20 protein-coding genes are annotated in these 22,401 nt (G+C 64.4%); 10 read left to right on the top strand and 10 right to left on the bottom strand.

Features of this window, described 5'->3' with window-relative positions; translation table 11 throughout:
• The first annotated feature begins 370 nt into the window (after positions 1–370).
• The 4 genes from ACT53T_RS14340 (at position 371) to ACT53T_RS14325 (ending at position 5,894) form a co-directional block, all read left to right on the top strand.
• Entirely contained in the window at positions 371–3,835 is a 3,465-nt protein-coding gene (locus ACT53T_RS14340; protein ID WP_476161714.1) for an acyl-[ACP]--phospholipid O-acyltransferase, read from the top strand.
• Positions 3,836–3,854: 19 nt separating this feature from the next.
• Positions 3,855–4,904: an NADP(H)-dependent aldo-keto reductase gene (locus ACT53T_RS14335; protein ID WP_476161713.1), complete on the top strand. Its 1,050-nt coding sequence runs from the start codon at positions 3,855–3,857 to the stop codon at positions 4,902–4,904.
• 21 nt (positions 4,905–4,925) lie between these two features.
• Entirely contained in the window at positions 4,926–5,393 is a 468-nt protein-coding gene (locus tag ACT53T_RS14330) for a GNAT family N-acetyltransferase (RefSeq protein ID WP_476161712.1), read from the top strand.
• A 69-nt stretch (positions 5,394–5,462) separates the two neighbouring features.
• Entirely contained in the window at positions 5,463–5,894 is a 432-nt protein-coding gene (locus ACT53T_RS14325; RefSeq protein ID WP_400769559.1) for a hypothetical protein, read from the top strand.
• Here ACT53T_RS14325 and ACT53T_RS14320 read toward each other — a convergent pair.
• Positions 5,878–6,732 carry an AraC family transcriptional regulator gene (locus ACT53T_RS14320; RefSeq protein WP_476161711.1) on the bottom strand — a complete coding sequence of 285 codons (855 nt, stop codon included), beginning with the start codon at positions 6,730–6,732 and terminating at the stop codon, positions 5,878–5,880. The genes ACT53T_RS14325 and ACT53T_RS14320 overlap by 17 nt on opposite strands.
• Before the next feature lie 152 nt (positions 6,733–6,884).
• Here ACT53T_RS14320 and ACT53T_RS14315 point away from each other — a divergent pair, with 152 nt between their 5' ends.
• Complete coding sequence (locus ACT53T_RS14315; RefSeq protein WP_476161710.1) at positions 6,885–7,499, top strand: glutathione S-transferase; 615 nt, start codon at positions 6,885–6,887, stop codon at positions 7,497–7,499.
• A gap of 112 nt (positions 7,500–7,611) precedes the next feature.
• On the opposite strand, the gene ACT53T_RS14310 is transcribed toward ACT53T_RS14315, so the two are convergent.
• Positions 7,612–8,706, bottom strand: a complete 1,095-nt coding sequence (locus ACT53T_RS14310; RefSeq protein ID WP_400769563.1) for a histidine phosphatase family protein — start codon at positions 8,704–8,706, stop codon at positions 7,612–7,614.
• 498 nt (positions 8,707–9,204) lie between these two features.
• Between ACT53T_RS14310 and ACT53T_RS14305 the strand changes: the two genes are divergently transcribed.
• Entirely contained in the window at positions 9,205–9,639 is a 435-nt protein-coding gene (locus ACT53T_RS14305) for an RrF2 family transcriptional regulator (RefSeq protein ID WP_018266459.1), read from the top strand.
• A 2-nt stretch (positions 9,640–9,641) separates the two neighbouring features.
• On the opposite strand, the gene thiD is transcribed toward ACT53T_RS14305, so the two are convergent.
• On the bottom strand, positions 9,642–10,451 hold the full coding sequence (gene thiD, locus ACT53T_RS14300) for a bifunctional hydroxymethylpyrimidine kinase/phosphomethylpyrimidine kinase (protein ID WP_476161709.1): 810 nt from the start codon (positions 10,449–10,451) through the stop codon (positions 9,642–9,644).
• Positions 10,452–10,486: 35 nt separating this feature from the next.
• Positions 10,487–11,500: a WD40 repeat domain-containing protein gene (locus tag ACT53T_RS14295; RefSeq protein WP_476161708.1), complete on the bottom strand. Its 1,014-nt coding sequence runs from the start codon at positions 11,498–11,500 to the stop codon at positions 10,487–10,489.
• A gap of 140 nt (positions 11,501–11,640) precedes the next feature.
• Between ACT53T_RS14295 and ACT53T_RS14290 the strand changes: the two genes are divergently transcribed.
• Positions 11,641–11,967, top strand: coding sequence for a hypothetical protein (locus tag ACT53T_RS14290; protein ID WP_018266462.1), 327 nt, complete (start codon positions 11,641–11,643; stop codon positions 11,965–11,967).
• A gap of 30 nt (positions 11,968–11,997) precedes the next feature.
• Here the strand turns inward: ACT53T_RS14290 and ACT53T_RS14285 are convergent, their stop codons facing one another.
• Positions 11,998–13,971: a putative bifunctional diguanylate cyclase/phosphodiesterase gene (locus ACT53T_RS14285; protein ID WP_476161707.1), complete on the bottom strand. Its 1,974-nt coding sequence runs from the start codon at positions 13,969–13,971 to the stop codon at positions 11,998–12,000.
• Between the two features lie 239 nt (positions 13,972–14,210).
• Here ACT53T_RS14285 and ACT53T_RS14280 point away from each other — a divergent pair, with 239 nt between their 5' ends.
• Positions 14,211–14,846 carry an HdeD family acid-resistance protein gene (locus tag ACT53T_RS14280; protein ID WP_018266464.1) on the top strand — a complete coding sequence of 212 codons (636 nt, stop codon included), beginning with the start codon at positions 14,211–14,213 and terminating at the stop codon, positions 14,844–14,846.
• A gap of 86 nt (positions 14,847–14,932) precedes the next feature.
• Here the strand turns inward: ACT53T_RS14280 and ACT53T_RS14275 are convergent, their stop codons facing one another.
• Both ACT53T_RS14275 and ACT53T_RS14270 read right to left on the bottom strand, forming a co-directional pair.
• Entirely contained in the window at positions 14,933–15,178 is a 246-nt protein-coding gene (locus ACT53T_RS14275) for a hypothetical protein (RefSeq protein WP_018266465.1), read from the bottom strand.
• A gap of 148 nt (positions 15,179–15,326) precedes the next feature.
• A complete protein-coding gene (locus tag ACT53T_RS14270) occupies positions 15,327–15,758 on the bottom strand; it encodes a hypothetical protein (protein WP_476161706.1) in 432 nt (143 codons plus the stop codon).
• Between the two features lie 6 nt (positions 15,759–15,764).
• On the opposite strand from ACT53T_RS14270, the gene ACT53T_RS14265 reads away from it, so the two are divergent.
• Both ACT53T_RS14265 and dapE read left to right on the top strand, forming a co-directional pair.
• Complete coding sequence (locus ACT53T_RS14265) at positions 15,765–16,220, top strand: methyltransferase domain-containing protein (RefSeq protein ID WP_476161705.1); 456 nt, start codon at positions 15,765–15,767, stop codon at positions 16,218–16,220.
• Positions 16,221–16,275: 55 nt separating this feature from the next.
• The gene (gene dapE / locus ACT53T_RS14260) at positions 16,276–17,433 is read left to right on the top strand and encodes a succinyl-diaminopimelate desuccinylase (RefSeq protein WP_476161704.1); all 1,158 of its coding nucleotides are present in this window, start codon (positions 16,276–16,278) and stop codon (positions 17,431–17,433) included.
• A 206-nt stretch (positions 17,434–17,639) separates the two neighbouring features.
• Here dapE and ACT53T_RS14255 read toward each other — a convergent pair whose 3' ends face one another.
• The 3 genes from ACT53T_RS14255 to ACT53T_RS14245 form a co-directional block, all read right to left on the bottom strand.
• Positions 17,640–18,695 (bottom strand): sensor histidine kinase, encoded by a 1,056-nt coding sequence (locus ACT53T_RS14255; RefSeq protein WP_476161703.1) that lies wholly within the window; start codon positions 18,693–18,695, stop codon positions 17,640–17,642.
• A gap of 154 nt (positions 18,696–18,849) precedes the next feature.
• Complete coding sequence (parE, locus tag ACT53T_RS14250) at positions 18,850–20,865, bottom strand: DNA topoisomerase IV subunit B (RefSeq protein WP_476161702.1); 2,016 nt, start codon at positions 20,863–20,865, stop codon at positions 18,850–18,852.
• 152 nt (positions 20,866–21,017) lie between these two features.
• A complete protein-coding gene (locus ACT53T_RS14245) occupies positions 21,018–22,235 on the bottom strand; it encodes an AAA family ATPase (protein ID WP_476161701.1) in 1,218 nt (405 codons plus the stop codon).
• Between the last annotated feature and the right edge of the window lie 166 nt (positions 22,236–22,401).

Genomic DNA, 22,401 nt, shown 5'->3' with positions numbered 1-22,401 from the left:
CTTGAGCGCTGTTCAGATCGTGCTATGGTCGCTTCTGAACGATGTTCATAGCAGGAGGCCGCGAATGTTCAAGCCGCCTTTTCGATAATGGCGAGCGCGCTCGCGCCCCCTCCCAGACCCTCCCCCGCTCTGCGGGAGAGAGGGGCAGATTGCGCGCGTCATGAAGATTTCGCGTAACGTTTGCCGCCTTCCCTCTCCCGCAAAGCGGGGGAGGGTGAGGGAGGGGGCCGCACGATCCTAAAATCTCATCGCCGCGGGCCTCTCTCGCGGCGTAATATGTGCGGGCGCGCAACGCCCGCCGACCAACCCATCCTTAAACAGAATCGGCGAAACCTCCATGTTCTCGCCGCGCGCCGACGGAATTTCTCACATGTCCGACAATCTGCTCCTCACCAAACGTTTCGCGCCTTTGTTCTGGTGCCAGTTCTTCGCCGCCTTCAACGATAATTTCCTCAAGAACGCGCTGGTTCTGCTCATATTGTTCAAGATCGGCGGACATGAGGGCGAGTCGCTCGTCACGCTGGCCGGCGCCATTTTCATCGCGCCCTATTTCGTTCTCTCGGCGCTCGGCGGACAGATCGCCGACAAATACGACAAGGCGCTGGTCGCGCGGCGCTTGAAATTCGTCGAGATGGGCGCGGCGCTGATCGCCGTCGCCGGCTTCGCGCTCTCTTCCGTTCCCGTGCTCTTCGCGGCGCTGTTTTCCTTCGGCGTGCTCGGCGCTCTGTTCGGCCCGGTGAAATACGGCATTCTTCCCGATCACCTGCGCCAGGAGGAATTGCCGGCCGGCAATGCGCTGGTGGAAGGCGCGACCTTCCTCGCCATACTCACCGGCACCATCGCCGGCGGCCTCGCCATGCATGGCGGCGGCGAGCCGATCATCACCACCATCGGCGTCACCGCCGCGGCCGTGGCCGCCTGGGGCGCCGCGCGGCTCATTCCCCCCACCGAGCGCGCCGCGCCCGATCTGCGCATCGACCCCAATGTGCTGCGCTCCACCGCCGTGCTGCTGCGTGAATTGTGGAAGGACAAGCGGCTGTGGCGCGTCGGCGTGGTGACGGGAATTTTCTGGCTCGTCGGCGTCATCGCAATGTCGCTGCTGGCGCCGCTGGTGACGCATGTCATGCATGGCTCGGAGCTGGTCGTCACTCTCTTCCTCGCCGTCTTCGCCATCGCCATCGCAGTGGGCTCCGGCCTCGCCTCCTTCCTGCTGGCGGGACGCATCGTGCTGCTGCCGGCGGCGATCGGCGCGGCGATCATCGCCGGCGCCTCGCTCGATCTCGGCTGGACTCTCGCGACGCTCGCGCCGCAGGAGGCGACGACGCCGCTCGAGATCGCCGAATTCTTCGAGCTCTCCGGCGCCTGGCGCGTGACCATCGATCTCGCTTCTCTCGCTATCGCCGGCGGGCTGATGATCGTGCCGAGCTTCGCCGCGCTGCAGGCCTATGCGCCGGCCCATGAGCGCTCGCGCATCATCGCCGCGGTCAATGTGCTCAACGCCGCCTTCATGGCCGGCGGCGCCTTCGCCGTCGCGCTGCTGCAGAGCAAGGGCGTCTCCGTGCCGGATCTCTTTCTCGGCATGGGCGGACTCATGGCGCTCGCCGCCATATGGATCTACAAAGCGGTCGTCGTCTCCCCTTTTCGTGACGCCCTGTCGATCATCTTCCGCGCCTTCTATCGGCTCGAGGTGAAAGGCTTCGCCAATTTCGCCAGGGCGGGCAAGAATCCGATCATCGCGCTCAATCATGTGAGCTTCCTCGACGCCGCGGCGATCCTCTGCGTGCTGCCGGTCGATCCCGTCTTTGCCATCGACTCGACCATCGCGACGAAATGGTGGGTGCGGCCCTTCCTGCGCTATGTGCGCGCCATTCCGCTCGATCCGACGCGTCCGCTCGGCACGCGCACGCTGGTCAATGCGGTTCGCAACGGCGATCCTCTGGTCATCTTCCCGGAGGGACGGCTCACCGTCACCGGCAGCCTGATGAAGGTCTATGACGGCGCCGGACTCATCGCGGAAAAATCCGGCGCCTGGGTCGTGCCCGTGCGCATCGAGGGGCCGGAAGCGACGATGTTCTCGCGCTTGACCCGCGAGCAGGCGCGCCGCCGCTTCTTCCCCAAATTCACGCTCACCGTGCTGGAGCCGACGCGGCTCGAGGTCGATCCCGCATTGCGCGGCAAGGCGCGGCGCATCGCCTCCGGCGCGGCGCTCTACGAGATCATGTCCGATCTCGTCTTCCGCACCAGCCCCATCGACCGCACGCTGCATCAGGCGCTCGTCGACGCGGCGCGCGAGCATGGCGCCGGCCGCGTCGCGATCCAGGACCCGATCGCCGGCGCGCTCACCTATAAGCGCATCATGATCGGCGCCCATGCGCTGGGCCGCAAGCTGCAGCGCATCTCGCAGACGGGCGAGGCGCTCGGCGTCATGCTGCCCAATTCCAACGCCGCCGGCGTCACCATCTTCGCCATCGTCGGCGCCGGGCGCGTCGCGGCCATGGTGAATTTCACCGCCGGCGCGGCGAACATCGCCTCCGGCCTCAAATCCGCGCAGGCGACAACGCTGCTGACCTCACGCGCCTTTGTGGAGAAGGGCAAGCTCGACGCGCTGATCGCCGCGCTCGATAAAGAGTTCCGCATCGTCTATCTCGAGGATGTGCGCGGCGAGATCACGCGCGCCGACAAGCTCTCCGCTTTGCTGCGCCACAAGCGGCCGCTGGAGAAGCGCAGCCCCGACGATGCGGCGGCCATTCTCTTCACCTCGGGCTCGGAAGGCGCCCCCAAGGGCGTGGTGCTCTCGCACAAAAACCTGCTCGCCAACGCCGCCCAGGCCGCCGCGCGCATCGACTTCGGCCGCACCGACAAATTGTTCAGCGTGCTGCCGGTGTTCCATTGCTTCGGCCTCAATGTCGGCTTCATCCTGCCGATCGTCTCCGGCGTGCCGGTCTATTTCTACCCCTCACCGCTGCACTATAAGATCGTGCCGGAGCTCGTCTACAACGCCAACGCCACAGTGCTGCTCGGCACGGACACATTCCTCAACGGCTATGCGCGCGTCGCGCATTCCTACGACTTCCGCTCGCTGCGCTATGTCATCGCCGGCGCCGAGCCGGTGAAGCAGGGAACGCGCGAGGTCTATCTCGAGAAATTCGGCATTCGCATTCTCGAGGGCTATGGCGTCACCGAGACGGCGCCGGCGCTAGCGCTCAACACGCCCATGTTCAACCGCTTCGGCAGCGTCGGCCGGCTGCTGCCGGGCATGGAGCTGCGCCTCGAGACCGTTCCCGGCGTCGCCGAGGGCGGCCGTCTCTTCGTGCGCGGCCCCAATGTGATGCTCGGCTATCTTCTGGCCGACGATCCCGGCGTGCTGAAGCCGCCGGCCGAGGGCTGGCACGACACCGGAGACATCGTCACCGTCGATGCGCAGGGCTATATAAAAATTCAGGGCCGCGCCAAGCGCTTCGCCAAGATCGGCGGCGAGATGATCTCGCTCGCCGCCGTGGAGACGCTCGCCGCGGAACTGTGGCCCAATTCGCTGTCGGCGGCGGCGCGCGAGCTCGATCCGCGCAAGGGCGAGCGCATCGTGCTGGTGACTCAGCAAAAGGATGCCACGCGTCCCGAATTCCTCGCCTTCGCCAAATCGAAAGGCGCGTCGGAGCTGATGGTCCCGGCCGAATTCATGATCGTCGACAAATTGCCGCTGCTCGGCTCCGGCAAGCTCGATTTCGCGGGCGTCGCCACAATGGTGCGCGACCGCAATCGTTATGTTCTGCCCAGCCCGCGCATTCCCAACGGCCTCGGCCGCATCGTCGGCGATGCGACGACGCAGAACGCCTGAAACGAAAGGTCGCAACGCAATGGATTATCGCAAATTGGGCCGCACTGATCTCAGCGTGTCGGCGATCATGCTCGGCACAATGACATGGGGCCAGCAGAACACCGAGGCCGAGGGACATGCGCAGCTCGACCATGCGCTCGATCGCGGCGTCAATTTCATCGACACGGCGGAAATCTATTCCATCCCGCCGCGCGCCGAGACGCAGGGCTCGACCGAGCGCATCATCGGCTCCTGGCTCGCGGCGCGAAAGAACCGCGACAGAGTGATATTGGCGACGAAAGTCTCGGGCCGCAGCGAAAGCCCCTATCTGCGTCCCGACGCCGAGGGAACCAGGCTCGATCGCAAGAACATAGAATATGCGATCGACGGATCGCTGAAGCGCCTGCAGACGGATTATGTCGATCTCTATCAGCTGCATTGGCCGGATCGCCCGCTGCCGCTGTTCGGCGCCGGCGGAACCATTTATCGCGCGCCGCCGAAGGTCGACGAAATCCCCATAGAGGAAACGCTGGAGGCGCTCGCTGACCTGGTGAAAGCCGGCAAGATTCGCCATGTCGCGCTCTCCAATGAGACGAGCTGGGGCGTCGCGCGCTTTTTGAGCGCGGCCGAGAAAGGCCATGGGCCGCGCGTCGTCTCGATCCAGAACGCCTACAACCTCATCAATCGCACTTTCGAGATCGGCCTCGCTGAATTCGCGACGCGCGAGGATGTCGGCCTGCTCGCTTATTCGCCATTGGCGCAGGGCTATCTCACCGGCAAATATCAAAATGGCGCGCGTCCCGCCGGCGCGCGCACCACTTTGTTCGAGCGCGGCCAGCGCTATGAGAAGCCCGGCGTCATGCAGGCGATCGACGCCTATCTCGCGCTGGCGAAGGAGATCGGCGTCTCGCCGGCGAAGCTCGCCCTCGCCTTCGTCACCTCGCGTCCCTTCGTGACCTCCAACATCATCGGCGCGACGACGATGGCGCAATTGCAGGAGGATTTGGATTCGCTCGAGGTGACGATCACGCCGGAAATCGAAGCGCGCATCGACGAGATTCATCAGCTGCACAGCAATCCCGCGCCGTGAGGCGCAAGAGGAAAGCGAGCCATGGATGTGAGACTGCGGCTGGCGCCGCTCGAGGAAAAGCGAGAGATCGCCGCGCTCTTGCGGCGCTATCTCGTCGAGCTCGGCCCCTGGGGCTATGACGAGCCGGACAATTATCCCTTTCTCGATTCCTATTGGCGCGAGCCGAGCCGCTCTCCTTATGTGATCGAGGCCGACGGCGCCTCCGCCGGCTTCACCCTCGTCAACGCCATCTCTATCTCCGGCTATCCGGTCGACGCCTCGATAGCGGAATTCTACGTGCTGCCGCATCTGCGCCGCGCCGGCTGCGGCGGCGAGGCGGCGATGCAGGCGTTTCACACGCGCGTTGGCTGGTGGGAGCTGTCCTTCCACCGCGACAACGCCGCCGCCCGCGCCTTCTGGCCGACGATCGCCGAACGCGCCGGCGGCAAGCGCATTCAGTTTTTCGACGTCGGCGAGAGCCGCATATTGCGCTTTCGCATTTCGCGCTAGCTTTCCCACGCGCGATTTGCGACGCTGACGCGCATTACGCGCCAGCGTCGAAGCTATCGATTTATCGCCATGTATTGGAAGAATTTCTCGAAAATCGTCGCCATATTCGCATTGCTCGGTCCGCTCGCCGGAACGGCGCCGATCTGGCTGCTTTTCTTCCTTGCGGAACCCGAGATCACGCGCCGAGTTCCCCTGCTGATCCCAGTCGTCGGGCTCACCGTCGGCTTCCCCTTCGCGCTTCTCACGGGGGTGAATTTCGCCGTTCTGGCCCTTTCTCGCGGCCACCGCCAAATGGCCGATGCTTGGCTCAGCACTTTGATCGCAGACCTCTGCGTCGTAGCGGCCTATTGCGCGACACTGGGCGTCGGGAGGATGGGGATCACAGGAGCAGCCGCAATGTGGATCGCATTTGCGATCCCCTCGCTGGCTGCGGCCACGATCTGCTGGCTCGTCGCAGATCGGTGGTGCGAGACGAGGCTGATCGTCATTGCACCGGAATGAGCAGATCGGTGATGAGCCCTTCCGGCGGCGCGTCATAGGGCGTGTTGCGATAGATCTCGAGCGCGGGGCGATCATCCGGCTCATGACCGCTCGTCGGCAGCCATTCGCCATAGAGCTTCTGAAAGGCGGCGGCGATGCCGCTATAAGGGCCGACATGCCGATAGGAGGCGTAGCGCCCGCCGACCATATCCACGATCGTCACCTCGCCCGAAGCGGCGACGCCCTCAGGAAAAACCAGGCCGGCGCAATAGCGAAAGCCGCAATCTTCTTCCGGGTCGCCATAGCAGACGCCGATCGGATAGAGCGCCCGCCCGGCGAGGCCCGCCTGCATATGCCAGCGCCACAGGCCCGCCCATGTCTCCGGTATCGAGGCCACCGGCCCCTTGTGCTCGAGGAGATGCGCGCGGATCGGCGCCAGCTCGACGATCTCGACATTCATGGCTGCGTCCTTTCTCGTGACGACGACGGGGGAAGGCAGAGTGAAATCGGAGGCGGCGCGATGCGTCGCGCGAAACTGCGTAGGGCTCACGGCGACGAAGCCGCGAAAGGCGCGCGCGAAGCTCTGCGCATTCTCATAGCCCGCCTCCAATGCGATATCGGCGACGCTGCGCGCGCTCGTCGCCAGCGCTCGCGCGGCGAGGGTGAGGCGGGCGCGGCGAATTGTGTCGGCGACGCTTTCGCCCTGCATGGCGCGATAGATGCGATGAAAATGAAACGGCGAGAAATTGGCGAGCGACGCCCACTCCTCCAGCGAGCGGGATCGCGCGGGATCGCGAAAAATCGCCTCGGTGACGCGCTCGATGCGCCGCGCATAATCATTGCGTGTCGTCTGCTTCATGGATTTCGAGCATAAAGGGACGCCGCGCCGGGCGCATTGCAGAGATTGCTCATTTTCGCCCTATGCGCGAAAATCGCAATGGTCGTCGAATTATCGCATTTGTCGCAATGATGGCGTCTTTGGGCCGGGGCGAGCGAGAAGGATTTTGAAAAATGCGTCTCATCGGAATGCTGGATTCGCCCTATGTCAGACGCGTCGCCGTATCGCTGAACGCATTCGGCCTGCCTTTCGTGCACGAGCCATTGTCGGTGTTTCGCGATTTCGACGCCTTCGCCGGAGTCAATCCGATCGTGAAGGCGCCGACGCTGGTCACCAATGAAGGCGTGACGCTGCTCGATTCGACTCTGATCCTCGAATATCTGGAGCGTCTCGTCCCCGCCGAGCGCAGGCTCACGCCGGAACGGCCGGAGCATTTCTTGCGCGCGCAACGAATCATCGGGCTGGCGCTGGCGGCGAATGAGAAGACCGTGCAGCTCGTCTATGAGTCGAAGCGGCCCGACGAGAAGCGGCATGCGCCCTGGGTCGAGCGCGTCGAAGGCCAGCTTTTGGCCGCCTATCGGCTGCTGGAGGCGGAGATCGCCGCGGCCGCGGACGGATTTCTGTTCGGCGCGCGCCCGCTGCAGGCGGACATAACCGCCGCCGTCGCTTGGCGCTTCACGCGCAGCGTCGCGGCGGATCGGCTCGCGGCCGCGGACTTTCCCGCGCTCGCGGAATTTTCGGCGCGGGCGGAGCGCCTGCCGGAGTTCGCAGCGGCGGATTTCGACTGACGCAAATCGGAGGGAGGACGAGGCTACGCGAGCCTGAAGGCTCGCGGTCCAACAGCGCGCCCTGGACCGCGAGCCTTCAGGCTCGCTTTTTCGTCCAAGGGCAGAGCAAAGATCAGCGCACGATCTTCCCCAGCAGCCAATCCAGCGCCTCGGGGAACACCAGCTCCTGCGTCGCGGCGATCTCCTCGGCGCTCCACCATTTCCAGCCGAGCACGTCGCTGCGCTCTATCTCGGTGAAGCCGCTGGTGTCGGGCGTGAACTCGCCCGTGCGAATAGCGTAGAAGCGCTCGTCGGCCTGGAACCAATCCTCGCCGAGCTGCATCGGAAACGCGCGCGAGAAGACGATGTCGCCGATCTCGACGTCGGTGAGCCCGGTCTCCTCGGCGAGCTCGCGGCGGGCCGCGGCGTCGAAGGTCTCGCCGGGCTCCAGGGCGCCGCCGATCGAGCCCCAGAAATGCGAATGTCCCTGCTCGACGAACACCGGCGACAGGCGCGTCGAATAGCGGAACAGAAGAACGCGATTCTGCTCGTCCAGCGGCAGCAGCCGCGCCGCCGGACGGCGCTCCAGCTTGCGCCCGTCATAGGGCATGACGACGCGCTCGCGCGCGCCCTCCTCCGCCCAGCGCTCGAGCGTCCAGCGACCGTCCTCATAGAAGAACCAATTGGGCGCGGCGTGCAGCACCGGCGGATCGCGCTTCTCGGAGAGGCCGAGGCCGGTGGCGAGGCGATAGCCTATGTCCAGCACGCCGGCATGGGCGATGACGAGCACTGTCTCGCCCGGATGCCGCGCCGCTATGGCGGTCAGCTCATCGCCGACGCGCGCGGCGAAAGCGGCGAGCGTCTCGCCGCCGGGAATGAGAAAATCCGCCTGTCGCTGACGATGCTTGGCGTGCTCGCTCGGAAAGGCGCGGTCGACATCGTCGAAGGTCATGCCGTGCCATTCGCCGTCGTCTTTCTCGCGCAGCGCGACGCTCGTCTCTATGGGCAGGCCGAGCCGGCGCGCCAGCGGCGTGACGGTCTGCACGGCGCGCTTGAGATCGCTGCTGTAGATGCGGTCGAAACGGGTGGAGCCGAGCTCGCGCGCCAGCGCCTCGGCCTGCGCCAGCCCTCTCACATTCAGGGGGATGTTCAGCTGCCCCTGAACGCGCCTCTCGAGATTCCAATTCGTTTCGCCGTGCCGTGCGAGACAGATGCGCGTGCGCGCCATTGACATTCTCCGGGATAGCCGCACGTCCTAACGATGAAACGCCGATCCGTCCAGCGGGACTGTGCGCCGCACAATGGCGGGCGACAAATCCTATGGGCGTCGACGGTTTCCCCGGCCGCCGCCCCGCGCGCGGGCGGCTGCGCCCGGGCAAGCGCGAAAGCTTCGTCTGGACAGCCGGCGTCACTCTAGAATTCTAGTGAATTAGTGATCCGCTGGCTGCGCAAAAAGCGCGGGCGGGGCGGCGGAACCCTTTCAGCGGCAGAAATTTTCTGCTCCGCGACGGATTCGATGCTGGCGTTTTCCTTCTTGCGTGATAGTCGATATATCTATTCTATCCGCTTCGTCGTCATGGGTTTCGGCGCGCTCCCCTCGCGTTTCGCCATCATGAAAACGCCTCGCTCGAGGCGCAGATCGCGAGAGAGCCCATGGGGTTTGCCGACTTGCCGGAGGCGAGGCTCGCGCTCACTGCGGCGCGCGGACGGGAGAGATTGCGAACCGATGCTGTCCAACAAAGCGAAATACGGGCTCAAGGCGCTGATCCATCTCGCCGGCGCCGAAGGGCAGTGCCTCGCCGGCGACATGGCGACGCAGAACAACATCCCGCGCAAGTTCCTCGACGCGATTCTGCTGGAATTGCGCAACGCCGGCATTCTCAACAGCAAGAAGGGCAAGGGCGGCGGCTATCACCTCGCCCGTCCGGCCGACAAGATCACCGTCGGCCAGATCATCCGCATTCTCGACGGCCCGCTCGCGCCCATCGCCTGCGCCAGCCGCACCGCCTATCAGCGCTGCAACGACTGCCCGGACGAGGACGCCTGCGCGATTCGCGATCTGATGCTGGACGTGCGCGACGCCATGGCGCTGATCCTCGATCGCACCAGCATCGCCTCGCTGCGCGGCAGGGGACGGCGGTCGGCGCAAATCCTGCGCTGATTTCAGCTTTTCCAGAGAGATTGGAGAAGGTTCGGCGGCCCGCGCCCGCCGCCGAGCGCGAGCGCATCCGCCGCGCCGAGCGCCTCTGTCAAAAAATCCTTGGCCGAGCGAATCGCCGGGACGAGCTCGGCGCCATGCGCGAGATTCGCCGCTATGGCGGAGGAGAGCGCGCAGCCCGTGCCGTGAAGATTGCGCGTCGCCACGCGCGCGCCGTGGAACGCGTGGACCTGCCCGCCCGCGACGAGAATGTCGAGCGGCTCGCCTGAAAGATGCCCGCCCTTCATCAGCACGGCGCGCGCGCCGCGCGCCGCCAGCGCCCGACCCTGCTCGGCCATCTCCTGCGGCGTGGCGGCCTCGCTCGCGCCGAGCAGGGCGGCGGCCTCCGGCAGATTGGGCGTGACCACAGCCGCGAGCGGAAACAGCCGCGCGATCATCGTCTCGATGAGCCCGGCGGCGGAGAGCGAATCCCCGCTCGTCGCGACCAGCACGGGGTCGAGGATTATGCGCCGCGCGCCGGCGCGGGCGAGCGATTCCGCCACGGCCTGCGCGATGGCGGGCTCGGCCAGCATGCCGATCTTGACCGCATCCGCCTCTATATCGGCGAAGATCGCGTCGATCTGCGCGGCGACGACCGGCGCCGGAACCGCATGAACTAGGCTGACGCCGCGCGTGTTCTGCGCGGTCAGCGCCGTGATCGCCGCCATGCCGTAGCAGCCCAGCGCCGAGAATGTCTTGAGATCGCCCTGCACGCCGGCGCCGCCGCTCGGATCGGAGCCGGCGATCGACAGAAGCTTGGGAATTTGGGCGGCCATCTCGCCTCCCGCTCTTTGCCCTATTTCTTCTTGCCCTATTTCTTCGGCAGCGTCAGCACGCCGGCCGCGCCATTCTCGGCGCCGACGAGCAGCCGCGTTCCCTTGGCGTCCCAGCTCAGAGCCGAAATGCGCGTGGGGGCCCCCGGTTCCGGCGCGCGCACCAGCAGCTCGGCGGCGTCGGTGAGGCGGCAGAGCATCACCATGCCATCCTCATAGCCGATCGCCACGGCGAGCGCGCTCGGATGGAAGGCGACGCGCGTCACCTTCACCTCCGCCCGCACGCCGCATTCGCGCGGCGCCTCGCCCATCGGCCCGTCCTTGGCTTGGAAGGGCCAGACGACGCAGGCGTCGGCGCCGGAGGTGGCGAGCCATTTGCCGTCATGCGACCAGGAGAGCGAGCGCGTCTTCGCCGGATAGCCGGCCATGCGCATATTCTTGCCGTCGGAGACGCGCCAGCCGTGCAGCATGTTCTCCTGCATGGAGGTGAGCACGAATTTGCCGTCCGGCGAGACGGCGGCGTCGAGATGCGAGCCCTTCCACTCCAGAAACTCCGGCGCGCCCGCATTGGGGAACCACAGCGAGACGCCATTGTAATGGGCGATGGCGAGCCGATAGCCCTTGGGAAAAAAGGCGATCCCGCGCGAGCTCGACGGCAGCGGCAGCGACTTGACCTCGCCCTTTGGCGTGCGCGCGCGCAGCTCGCGGCCGGCGGACCAGGCGAGCGTCCCATCGAAGCGCGCGGCGACGGCGTCGATCCATTTGCCCTTCTCATCGGCGATGATCTCGAGCCCGCCGGCGCTGTCGGACGCGATGACGAGGCCGTCGTCGCCGCCGGTGATCAGCCGCCGCCCGTCGCTCGCCGCGACCAATATGGCGCCGTCCGCATGGGCGACGACGTGACGAGGCGCATCGCCTTCGAGAAGGGCGAGCCGCCCGTCGGCGAGCGCCAGCACGGGCGTCTCGCCGAGAAAGGCGGCGGCGACGACCTCCGCGCCGGCGTCGAAGGGCGTGAAAGCGGAAGTGAGGGAGGGAGCAGCGCCAAAGGTCACGATCGGGAACGCCTCGGGGGAAAGGCCGCGGCGGCGCGGCGGCTTCTCTATAGCGGATTTGCGGGGCCGGGCTCAAATGGCGCCGCATGTGGCGCCGTTCTTTCATGCCGAAGGGATTCGAGCCGGCAGGGAGGAGCCCGATGCAGCAAAAGCCCGACAGCGACGATTATCTCGCTCTTTTCGGCCGCTACAAGGAGGATTTCGGGGACGTCTACATGGACCCGGAGGACGAGCGCTTCCGGCTGCTCTTCGACCAGATCTGCCGCATGCTCACGCAGCCTTCCTCTTTCAACCTCAGCCTGCCCGAGCAGTTTCGAACCACGGCCTCCCGCTATCTCGCGGGCGACGCTCACACGGTCGCCCATATGAAGACGATCGAGAACCGCCATTTCATGCTCAGCGATCTTTTCGACTACATTCATCTCGTGAAGACGATGGGCGGCTCCTGGGACCAGCGCGGCCGATAAAAGTCGAAGGCGCGCGGCTCCTCCGTTTCGTCAAGCGGCCGAGACCGCCGTCGGCGCCGGCGCAGCGGCGGCGGCCATCGCCAGAAAAGCGCCGAGCGGCATCGGCCGGCCGAACAGAAAGCCCTGCAGGCGCTGGCAGCCGGCGAGGCCGAGCACATAGGCCTGCTCCTCCGTCTCCACGCCCTCGGCGGTCACCGCCATGTCGAGCGCATTGGCCATGTGAATGGCGCCGGCGACGAGCACGCCGGTCGATTTCGAGATCGTCACCCGATCGACGAGCGATTTGTCCAGCTTGATGCGGTCGAAGCCGTATTTCTGCAGATAGGCGATGCTGGTGTAGCCGGCGCCGAAATCATCCAGCGCCACGGCGACGCCCAGCGTCTTCAGGAAGGAGATCACCGCCGCCGCCCGCTGCGGATGATCGATCAGATAGCCCTCCGTCACCTCGAGCTCGAGACGCGCGGTGGAAAAGCCGGTCTCCAGCAAGGTCCGCATCACCGCGCGCTCGAAATCGGGATCGCGGAACTGCGCGGGCGAGACATTGACGGCGACCTTGATCGCCTCGACATCGAGAAAATCCTCGCAGGCGCGACGCAGCACGAACAGGCCGAGCTGATTGATGAGCCCGCTGCGCTCGGCGATCGGAACGAACTGATCGGGCGTGAGCTCGCCCTCCGGCCGCCGCGGCCAGCGCACCAGAGCCTCGACGGCGACGACGCGATTTTCCATCGCGCCGACGATGGGCTGATAGACCACCTCGAGCTCATCGGCGCGCAGGGCGCGGCGCAGCTGATCCTCTATGTCCTGCTGGCGCTGGCGCTCGAGATCGAGATCGGGCGTGTAGATCCGCACGCCCGATTTGCCATTGGCCTTGACGTGATACATTGCGATATCGGCGCGGCGGAACAGCTCCTGCGCGTCGCAGCCATCCGCCTCCGTGCAGCAGACGCCGACGCTCGCGCCGATCTGCACCGCGCGATCGCCGATGCGGATCGGCCGCGCCAGAACCGCGAGCGCGCTGCTGGCGAAGGCGCGCGCCGCGCGCTCGGCCTCGGCGGCCGAGATCACCGCCGCGAACTCGTCGCCGCCGACGCGCGCCAGCATCGCGCCCTCCGGCAGAACGCGGAGGAGCTCCTTGGCCACTATGTCGATCAGCCGATCGCCGGTCGAATGTCCATAAGTGTCGTTGACGTCCTTGAAGCCGTCGAGATCAATATAGACGACGGCGGTGGGCGTCGCGCCAGCGCTACGGCTGCACTGGTCGAGCCTCGTCATCAGCGCGCGGCGATTGGGCAGGCCGCTCAGAGCGTCCATATTGGCGAGACGCGAATTCTCGTCGCTGAGCCGCTGCGTCTCCGCCTGCTTCTCCGCCAGCGAGCGGCGCGAGGCCACGAGATGCGCGAAATCGCGGTAATAGATCATCAATATCGCGATCATGCCGACGGCGGCGAGCGCCAGATTGACCGACGCCGCGCGAAAATGCCCATCGTCCGCGAAGAAGAAGAACAGGCTGAAAGGCGCGACGCCGACCAAGGTCACGTTGAGCGCCGCCGAGCGCAGATGCATCAGGCAGAAGTTGCAGCTGATCATCGTCAAGGCCAGGAAGAAGACGATCTGGGCCTTCGCATAGGCGTCGCCGTCGCCGAAGGTGTAGAGCGACAGGCCCCAGGCGGTGAAGGCCACGGCGATGACGAAAGCCAGCCTGTTGGTGCGCTGCATGTGGCGGATGGCGATGTCGTCCGGCACTCGAGAGCGCCCGATCCGCCACCAGGCGACGCCGCGCACAAGGCAGAGGCCGCAGAGCGCGCTCGGCGCATAGACGGAAAGCCAGGGATGACCAAATTTCGCGAAGATGAACATCACAGCGAGCGCATTGGTCGCCAGGATGAAATAGAGAAGCGGGATCTGCCGCGCGAATGCGCGAAACTGCGCGCGGACGAGCTCCAGGTCGTCGGTCGGAACGCTGAACAAAGAATGTAGTTTTCCGATGAGATTATTCTTCAAGATCAACGACCTTTCAGGCGCTCTTCACCCGCAAATCAAAAAATGGCCGCATCGGAAGCTTAGGCAAGAGCGGTGGCGATTTGGTTAAAATCGAGAAAATAATTACGCCGTGACGATGCGGCTCGCCGTCCGCGGCGGAGGCCTGGACGAAATGCGAAACGGACCAATGTCATGCGGGGGAACGGCTCCCCCGTCGGTGAGCCGTCGCCTCGCGGCATCGAAATTCCGAGGAGCCAAGCATGAGCACGAGCAGCGTATCCGGCGATCCGTTTCGCGGCAGCCCGTTCGATCTGAACAAGCTCGAAGCGAAAAACGCCATTCTCGCCCATAATTGGTGGGCCATCGGCCTGCGCGGCCTCGCGGCGATCATCTTCGGCCTCATCGCCGTGTTCCAGCCCGGCGTGACCATATTGTCGCTGGTGCTGGTCTTCGCGATCTTCGCCGCCGTGGACGGCATAGCGACGATCGTCGCCGCCGTGCGCGCCGCGCGGCAGGGCGAAGCTTGGCTGTTTCTCTTCCTCGCCGGTCTGGTGAAGATCGCCGCCGGCGCCTTCGCGGCCTTCTGGCCGGGCATCACCGCTCTCATCTTCGTGGCCGTGTTCGGCGCGGGCGAGGTCGTCGGCGGCGCGCTGACCTTCGGCTCGGCGCTCGATCTGAAGGAGGATCACGGCCGCTGGTGGCTGGCGCTGGGCGGCCTGCTGGCCGTGGTCTTCGGCCTGTTCCTGCTGCTGACGCCGGTCATCGGCGCTGTTGTGCTCACCTGGTGGCTCGGCATCTACGCCATAGCGCTCGGCATTGTGGAGCTGATCCTGGCCTTTCGGCTGCACGCCCGCCATGTCGAGCATCCGCCGCTGGCGCATCCGCAGGGCGCCTGATTCGCCGGATCGGACAAAAAAATCGGGGCGCCCGCAGCCACAGGCGCCCCGTCCCCCCTCTCCGCCCCCGCGGAAAGCTCGCGAAATCAGTCGATCGAGGAAATCTTGATCGGCGAATCGAGATCGGCGTGAACGACCTTGAGGCCCGCCTTGGCGACGGCGGCCTCGTCGGCGTACCAGGTCGACTCGTGATCGAGCCCGCCATATTTGTTGAAGACCATCACATATTTGGCCTTCAGATCCACCTCGCAGCGCAGCCCTTTGCCCGGCTGGCCGATGGGCCGCATCTTGCCGTCCCAATCGATGAAATAGCCCCCGGTCTCCTCGGACATTTCCTGTTCCCTTTCGGACATTTGTCTCCGTGACCGCGAGGAAGCAGTTTTTGGGCCACTATAGAGGGCCGAGCAACGCTCTTGATTCACCCTCGCGCCCCTGTAGAGTTCTCTCTCGCCTGGGATATTCGCTAGAGGAACAAAACTGTCACAGCTTCAGGGCCTTCGCCGCATACGGGCGCTTTTCTCGATCAAGAGGTCGCGCTTCTTCAACGCCAGCTGGTATCTCTACCGAAATCCGGACGTCCGTAAGACCGGCGCCGACCCGGCGCGCCATTATCTCGACTTCGGCGCGCGAGAAGGCCGCGATCCGAGCTGGTCCTTCTCGACCGTCGACTATCTCGCGCGCTATCCCGACGTCGCCGCCTCCGGCGAGAACCCGCTGCTGCATTTCATTCGCATCGGCGAGCGCCAAGGGCGCAAGCCGGATCGCGAGCTTCTGGCCGAGATCAAGCGCCCGCCGCCCTATCGGCCGGAGACGGACGTCGCCGCGGTCTTCGAGCGCCTGCGGAGCGAGCGCCGGCCGGCGCGCGTGCTGGAGGCGGGCACGCGGCAATCCGTGGCCGGCGTCGCGACTCATTCGCACGTGCTTTTTCCGTGGGTGCGCGACGAGAATTATCTGAAGATCGACGTGCGCGAGGGCCATGACGTGGACGTCGTCGCCGATCTCCATGCGCTGCCCGCGCAATGGACCGGCGCCTTCGACTGCTTCCTCGCCAACGCCGTGTTCGAGCATTTGGAGCGGCCCTGGATCGCGGCGAAGGAGATCGCCCGCGTGCTCGCGCCGGGCGGCCTGTTCTGGATCGGCACGCATCAGTGCTTCCCCATCCACGCCCATCCCAATGATTTCTTCCGTTTCAGCCGCGACGCCTTGCGCCTCATTTTCGAGGACGCCGGCCTGATCGTCGAGGCCTGCGATTACGAGGGCCGCTGCGCCATTCTGCCGCCGGGCGACATGGTCTTCCCCGCCAATGTCGACGTTTGGAACCTGACGGAGCCCTCCTTCATCGCCGTGCGCGCCGCCGGCCGAAAGCCGGGATGAAACAGAGCGCCCCGCGCCTATTGCGGAGGTCCGCCGCTTTCCCTAACTTCCGTCCATGACTCTCTCCCCCGCCCTTTCCATCACCCGCGATCTCCTTCGCTGCCCCTCCGTCACCCCGGCCGACGCCGGCGCGCTCGGCGTGCTCGAGCAGCGATTGAAGGAAGCGGGCTTCACCACGCATCGGCTGGTCTTCAAAGAGGAAGGCACGCCGGACATCGACAATCTCTTCGCCAAGATCGGCGAGGGCCGGCCGCATCTCGTCTTCGCCGGCCATACGGATGTGGTGCCGAGCGGCAATCCCGAGCGCTGGCGCTTCGATCCCTTTTCCGGCGAGATCGCCGACGGCAAGATTTTCGGCCGCGGCGCCTCCGATATGAAGGGCGGCATCGCCGCCTTCGCCGCCGCCGCCATCGACTATGTGAAGGAGCATGGCGCGCCCAAGGGCGCCATCGCCTTCCTCATCACCGGCGACGAGGAAGGACCCGCCGTCAATGGCACGGTGAAGATGCTCGATTGGGCGAAAGCCCATGGCGAGGTCTTCGACCATTGCATCGTCGGCGAGCCGACCAATGTCAAAGAGCTCGGCGACACGATCAAGATCGGGCGGCGCGGCTCGCTCAACGGGCGTCTCGTGGTGCGCGGCAAGCAGGGCCATTCCGCCCATCCGCATCGCGCCGAAAATCCGACGCCCGCCGTCGCGCGCATCGTCACCGCTCTATCGACTCATGTCTTCGACGAAGGGACGGAACATTTCGACCGCTCCAATCTCGAGGTGACGTCGATCGACATCGGCAATCAGGCCGCCAATGTCATTCCGGGCGAGGCGCGCGCGCGCTTCAACATCCGCTTCAACAATGTGTGGACGCTGGAGACGCTGCAGGCGGAAATCCGCCGCGTGATCGAGACCGCCGCGGCCGGCGCGAAAGTGGAGGTGGAGTTCCTGCCCTGCAATTCGCTGCCCTTCCTCACCGCGCCGGGCGACTTCAGCGCGTTGGTCGCGGGCGCGATCGAGGAGATGACGGGCCGCCGTCCGGGTCTTTCGACCAGCGGCGGAACCTCGGACGCGCGCTTCATCACGCGCGATTGTCCGGTGCTGGAGTTCGGCCTCCTCAACGAGTCGATCCATGCGGTGGACGAGCATGCCTGCGTTGCGGATGTCGATGGGCTGACGGCGATCTACAAGCGCATCATCGAGACGTATTTCGCGCGCTGAGACTCTCGGCCCTCGGAAATAGGCTCGCGCTCCCTTCTCCCGCGCAGGGGGAGAAGGTGGCCCGACGAAGTCGGGTCGGATGAGGGCCGCCGCGGTCCTCCGCGCTCTAGATTGCAGATCATGTCGTAGCTGGACGAGCCCTCATCCGACCCTCGCTGACGCGAGGGCCACCTTCTCCCACGAGCGGGAGAAGGAGAAGCGCGCCTTCACTCCGCCAGCGCCTGCGCCGCCGGCACGGCGAGCGTCCATTCGAAGCCGTCGGGCGGAAAGCCGATCGTCGCCTCGCCGCCGAGCGCCTGCGCGACGAGGCGCTTGATGACCTTATGGCCGAAGCCTTCGGACGGCGCCTCGGAAACAACCGGACCGCCGAACTCGCGCCACTCCACGACAAAGCGCCCGTCCTCGAGGCGCCAATGCAGCTCTATGCGTCCGTCCGGCTGCGCCAGCGAGCCATGCGTCAGCGCATTCACAGAGAGCTCGTGCAATGCGAGGCCGATGTTCTGAGCGGCCTCCGGCTTCAGCATCAGATCGGGGCCGCCGGCGCGCGTCTGCTCCTCGACGCAGCCGACGTCGAGGCAATAGGACAATTGCGCGCGCGCCAGCTCGACCATGGACGCGCCGCGCCAGTCCTGCGACACGAGCAGATCATGGGCCATCGAGAGCGCCTGCAGGCGCGCGGCGAACTTGCGCTGGAAATCGGCGAGCGAAGGCGCGCCCGCCGCCGTCTGCCGCGCCATCGCCTGCACGACGGCGAGAAGATTTTTGGAGCGATGCACCAGCTCGCGCAGCAGCACATGGACATGCTCCTCGCGCCGCTTGCGATCGGTGATGTCGCGCGCCGTGCCGATGATGCGCGCAGCGCGTCCGCCTTCGAAGAAAGTGCGGCCGCGCACCGCGATCCAGCGCTCGACGCCGTCGGTCTGGCCGATGACGCGATATTCCGCCTCGTAATCGCCGAGCGCGCCGGGATCGAGCGCGGCCTGAACGGCCTCGCTCGTCGGCGCCTTGTCGTCCTTGTGCTTGCCGTCCTTCGGCATCGCATTGCGGAAAATCTCGAAGCTGCCCGGCGCATCGTCCGGCAGCGCCCACAGCGCGCGCACGCGCGCGTCGAGATGCACCTCGCCGGTGACGAGATCCCAATCCCAAATTCCGGTGAGGCTCGCGTCGAGCGCCATGCGCATGCGCTCGAGCGCCAGAGCTTCGTCGCGATCGTCCCGCCGCTGCGGCGCGGACGCCTCGCTTCTCCCGTCGATGTCCGTCAAGCTCGACCTCTCGACGCCCGCCGCCCGCTTCGACTGGCGCGGACCTTAGCCCAATGGCGGTCGGCGGGCGAGAAAATCATTTCCAAATCACGCGTCGCCAATGCTCCATTGCACGAAACGGTAAACGTCGCCGCCCGGTCCGCGGTTCCCCGCGTCACACGTCCAATTCCGTGGCGAAAGCCGCGCGCTCCTGAATAAAGGCGAAGCGCGCCTCGGGCTTGGCGCCCATCAGACGCTCGACGCAATCGGCCGTCTCCTCGCGCTCCTCGCCGGCGATCACCACCTTGAGCAGAGTGCGCTTCCTGGCGTCCATCGTCGTTTCCTTGAGCTGCGCCGGCATCATCTCGCCGAGGCCTTTGAAGCGGCTCGTCTCGATCTTGCCCTTGCCGGTCAGCACTTTCTTCACCAGCTCGTCGCGATGCGCGTCGTCGCGCGCATAGACGGTCTTGGCGCCTTGCGTCAGCTTGTAGAGCGGCGGCACGGCGAGATAGAGATGGCCGCCGTCGATGAGCTTGGGCATTTGCCGAAAGAAGAAAGTGATGAGCAGCGACGCGATATGCGCGCCGTCGACATCGGCGTCGGTCATCACGATGATCTTGTCGTAGCGCAAATCCTCGTCGCGATAATGCGAGCCGATTCCGCAGCCGAGCGCCTGCACGAGATCGGCGAGCTGCTGATTGGCGGCGAGCTTCTCTCGGCCGGCGGATGCCACATTGAGAATCTTGCCGCGCAGAGGCAGCACGGCCTGGCTGGCGCGGTCGCGCGCCGCCTTGGCGGAGCCGCCGGCGGAATCGCCCTCGACGATGAAAATCTCCGAGCCCTGCGACGACGTGTTGGTGCAATCGGCGAGCTTGCCCGGCAGGCGCAATTTGCGCGTCGGAGACTTGCGCGCCTGCTCCTTCTCGGCGCGGCGGCGCAGGCGCTCCTCGGCGCGCTCCACCGCGAAATCGAGCAGCTTGGTCGCTTGCGACGGCGCGCCGGCGAGCCAATGGTCGAAAGCGTCGCGCACCGCGCCTTCGACGAGGCGCGAGGCTTCGACATTCATCAGCCGCGTCTTGTTCTGGCCCTGAAATTCCGGCTCGCGAATGAAGACGGAGATCATCGCCGCCGACTGGCCCATGAGATCATCCGCCGTCACATTGGCGGCGCGCTTGGCTTGGCCGATGCGCTCGGCGTGATCCTTCAAGCCGCGCAGCAGAGCGAGGCGAAAGCCCGCCTCATGCGTGCCGCCGTCCGGCGTCGGAATCGTGTTGCAATAGGAGTGCGAGAAGCCGTCCTCATTGGCGAACCAGGCGATGGCCCATTCCAGCGAGCCATGGCCGCCCTCGCGCTGCACCTTGCCGACGAAGGGCTGATCGGCGACCAGCTCCTTGCCCTCGGTCTCGCGCGCGAGATAATCGCGCAAGCCGCCGGGAAAGCGCAGCACGGCCTCGGCCGGCACATCCGAGCCCGGCTCGATCAGCTCCTTGGCGCAATGCCAGCGAATCTCGACGCCGCCGAAGAGATAGGCCTTGGAGCGCGCCATGCGGAACAGCCGCGCGGGGCGCCAATGCGTCGCCGGGCCGAAAATTTCGGCGTCCGGCTTGAAGCGCACCTTGGTGCCGCGGCGATTGGCGATGCGGCCCAATTGCTCGAGCTTTCCCTGCGGCAGGCCGCGCGAGAAGATCATGCGATAGAGCTGCTGGCCGGTCGCCACCTCCACCTCCAGCCGCTCGGCCAGCGCATTGACCACGGACACGCCGACGCCATGCAGGCCGCCGGAGGTCTGATAGGCGCCGGAGTCGAACTTGCCGCCGGCGTGCAGCATGGTCATGACCACTTCCAGCGCCGATTTCTTCGGGAATTTCGGATGCGGCCCGACCGGAATGCCTCGGCCATTGTCGACGACCGTCAGCCAACCATCGGGCTCGAGCGTCACCTCTATGAAGCTGGCGTGGCCGGCGACGGCCTCGTCCATGGCGTTGTCCAGCACCTCGGCGAAGAGGTGATGCATGGCGGCCTCGTCCTTGCCGCCGATATACATGCCCGGCCGCCGCCGGACCGGCTCCAGCCCCTCGAGCACCTCGATGGAGGCGGCGTCATATTCCGCCGGCGCCTTGGGCGCTTTCGCGGCGGGAGCGGCGGCCGGCTTGCGCGGAGCGCCGCCGAAGAGATCGTCGGATTTGGCCATGGAGGGGATTTTAGCGATTCGCGGGGGCGGACGCGAGGGGGCGGAAACGCGCTATGCGTTTCTCGCCAACCATCGGCTCTCACATCGAACGGAAGCCACTCCTAAACCTCCGCTATTTACTTAATAGCATTATTTATCGCAAGCTTTGATTGTTAGACGAAGTTTTCGATTACATAGTCTGCCAATATATCGTACTGTTTATCGATTTTCTTCATGAGCTCAATTTGATTTTGCGCCCATTTCCCCTTAGCGTAATTCTCTTGCGTTGGCCTCTCATCTTTGAGGTATTTAATTGGAACATTCTGCACTAAACTGTCTGGAGCCATAACGTTCATGTCTTCAATTTCAGCAGCAGGATCTGCATTCACAAAATCAGGTATCGCAGAATATGATTCAATTTGTTTGAGCTGACTGATTAGGCCGGAATCGATTGCTGTCCGAACTTTATCAAACTGTGCCTTGTCTGCACCAAGCTTTTTACCGTTTCTCGTATCGAAACCGTTAAATATCCATCCACCAAATTTTGGCTCTCCTTTTTTAGCAACAAAATTATCGGATGGATTTGACTTGCTATAGCGCCTAAGACCTTGCTTCCAGTCGTCAGCAAACGCCGGAAGCACTTGGCCAATAAGACCGACACAATATGCAGAAAATCGATCTGCCGTACACGGAACAATAAAATAGTCAGACGAATATAGAGCAGAGCGAACTATCGAGCTAAACGAAGGCGGCAAATCTATTAGAACATAGTCATACGATTTGCTAAGTTTGCTTGCAGCAGCCTCCGCTATCAATGCCGGCGTCAAAAATCTATACAACCCAGAACCGCCAATCACATCAGTTCCAACATTCAATACATCAGAAAATGTATTAAGCCAAAAATCTCCTGGAATAACATCAAAAGCATTTTCACATGTATATTTTGGATTACATATATATATGTCACCCTGCTTGCTCTGCTGGATAAATGGAAACACAAATGATCTAATAGTCTTTCCAAATGGAGCAGAATCTGTCGGATCAAGACAATCACTGAAACGATCATCACCCAAGCAGGCGATAGATAGATTGCACTGCGGATCAAAATCGATCAACAGAACGGATTTTTCCTTTTCTGCCAATGATGTAGCCAAATTCCAAATCGATGTCGTCTTTCCAACGCCACCCTTGTTGTTGAACATCGATATCGTAAGCGTCATTTTATTGTTCCTACTTCTTAGCCATGCTCGGACTGAGTACTCATCAAAGAGAGGCCCAGACGAAAGCTCCTGCACCGGAGGCGGAAAATCGTGGTGACGTCTTCTCCAGTTCCCAACAGCCGAAGCCGATACTTTTGCCATCTGGGCGATTTCGGCAATTCCAACCAACACGAGACAGCTCCTGGAGATTCGAAAGAAGTGTGCATGATTCGCACAGGCCCGTCAATAACCGTGTGCTCGATACGCACAGATTGCCGGAAGCTTTAATTCGGAAGCACTTGCCGTCCCTGGACCGTGGATTTTCGAGCACGCTTCAAAGGCCGCACTAGGACTCGAG

The sequence above is a fragment of the Methylosinus sp. DMC45 genome, assembly GCF_056313885.1.
This window is presented reverse-complemented; position numbering and strand designations above follow the sequence as displayed.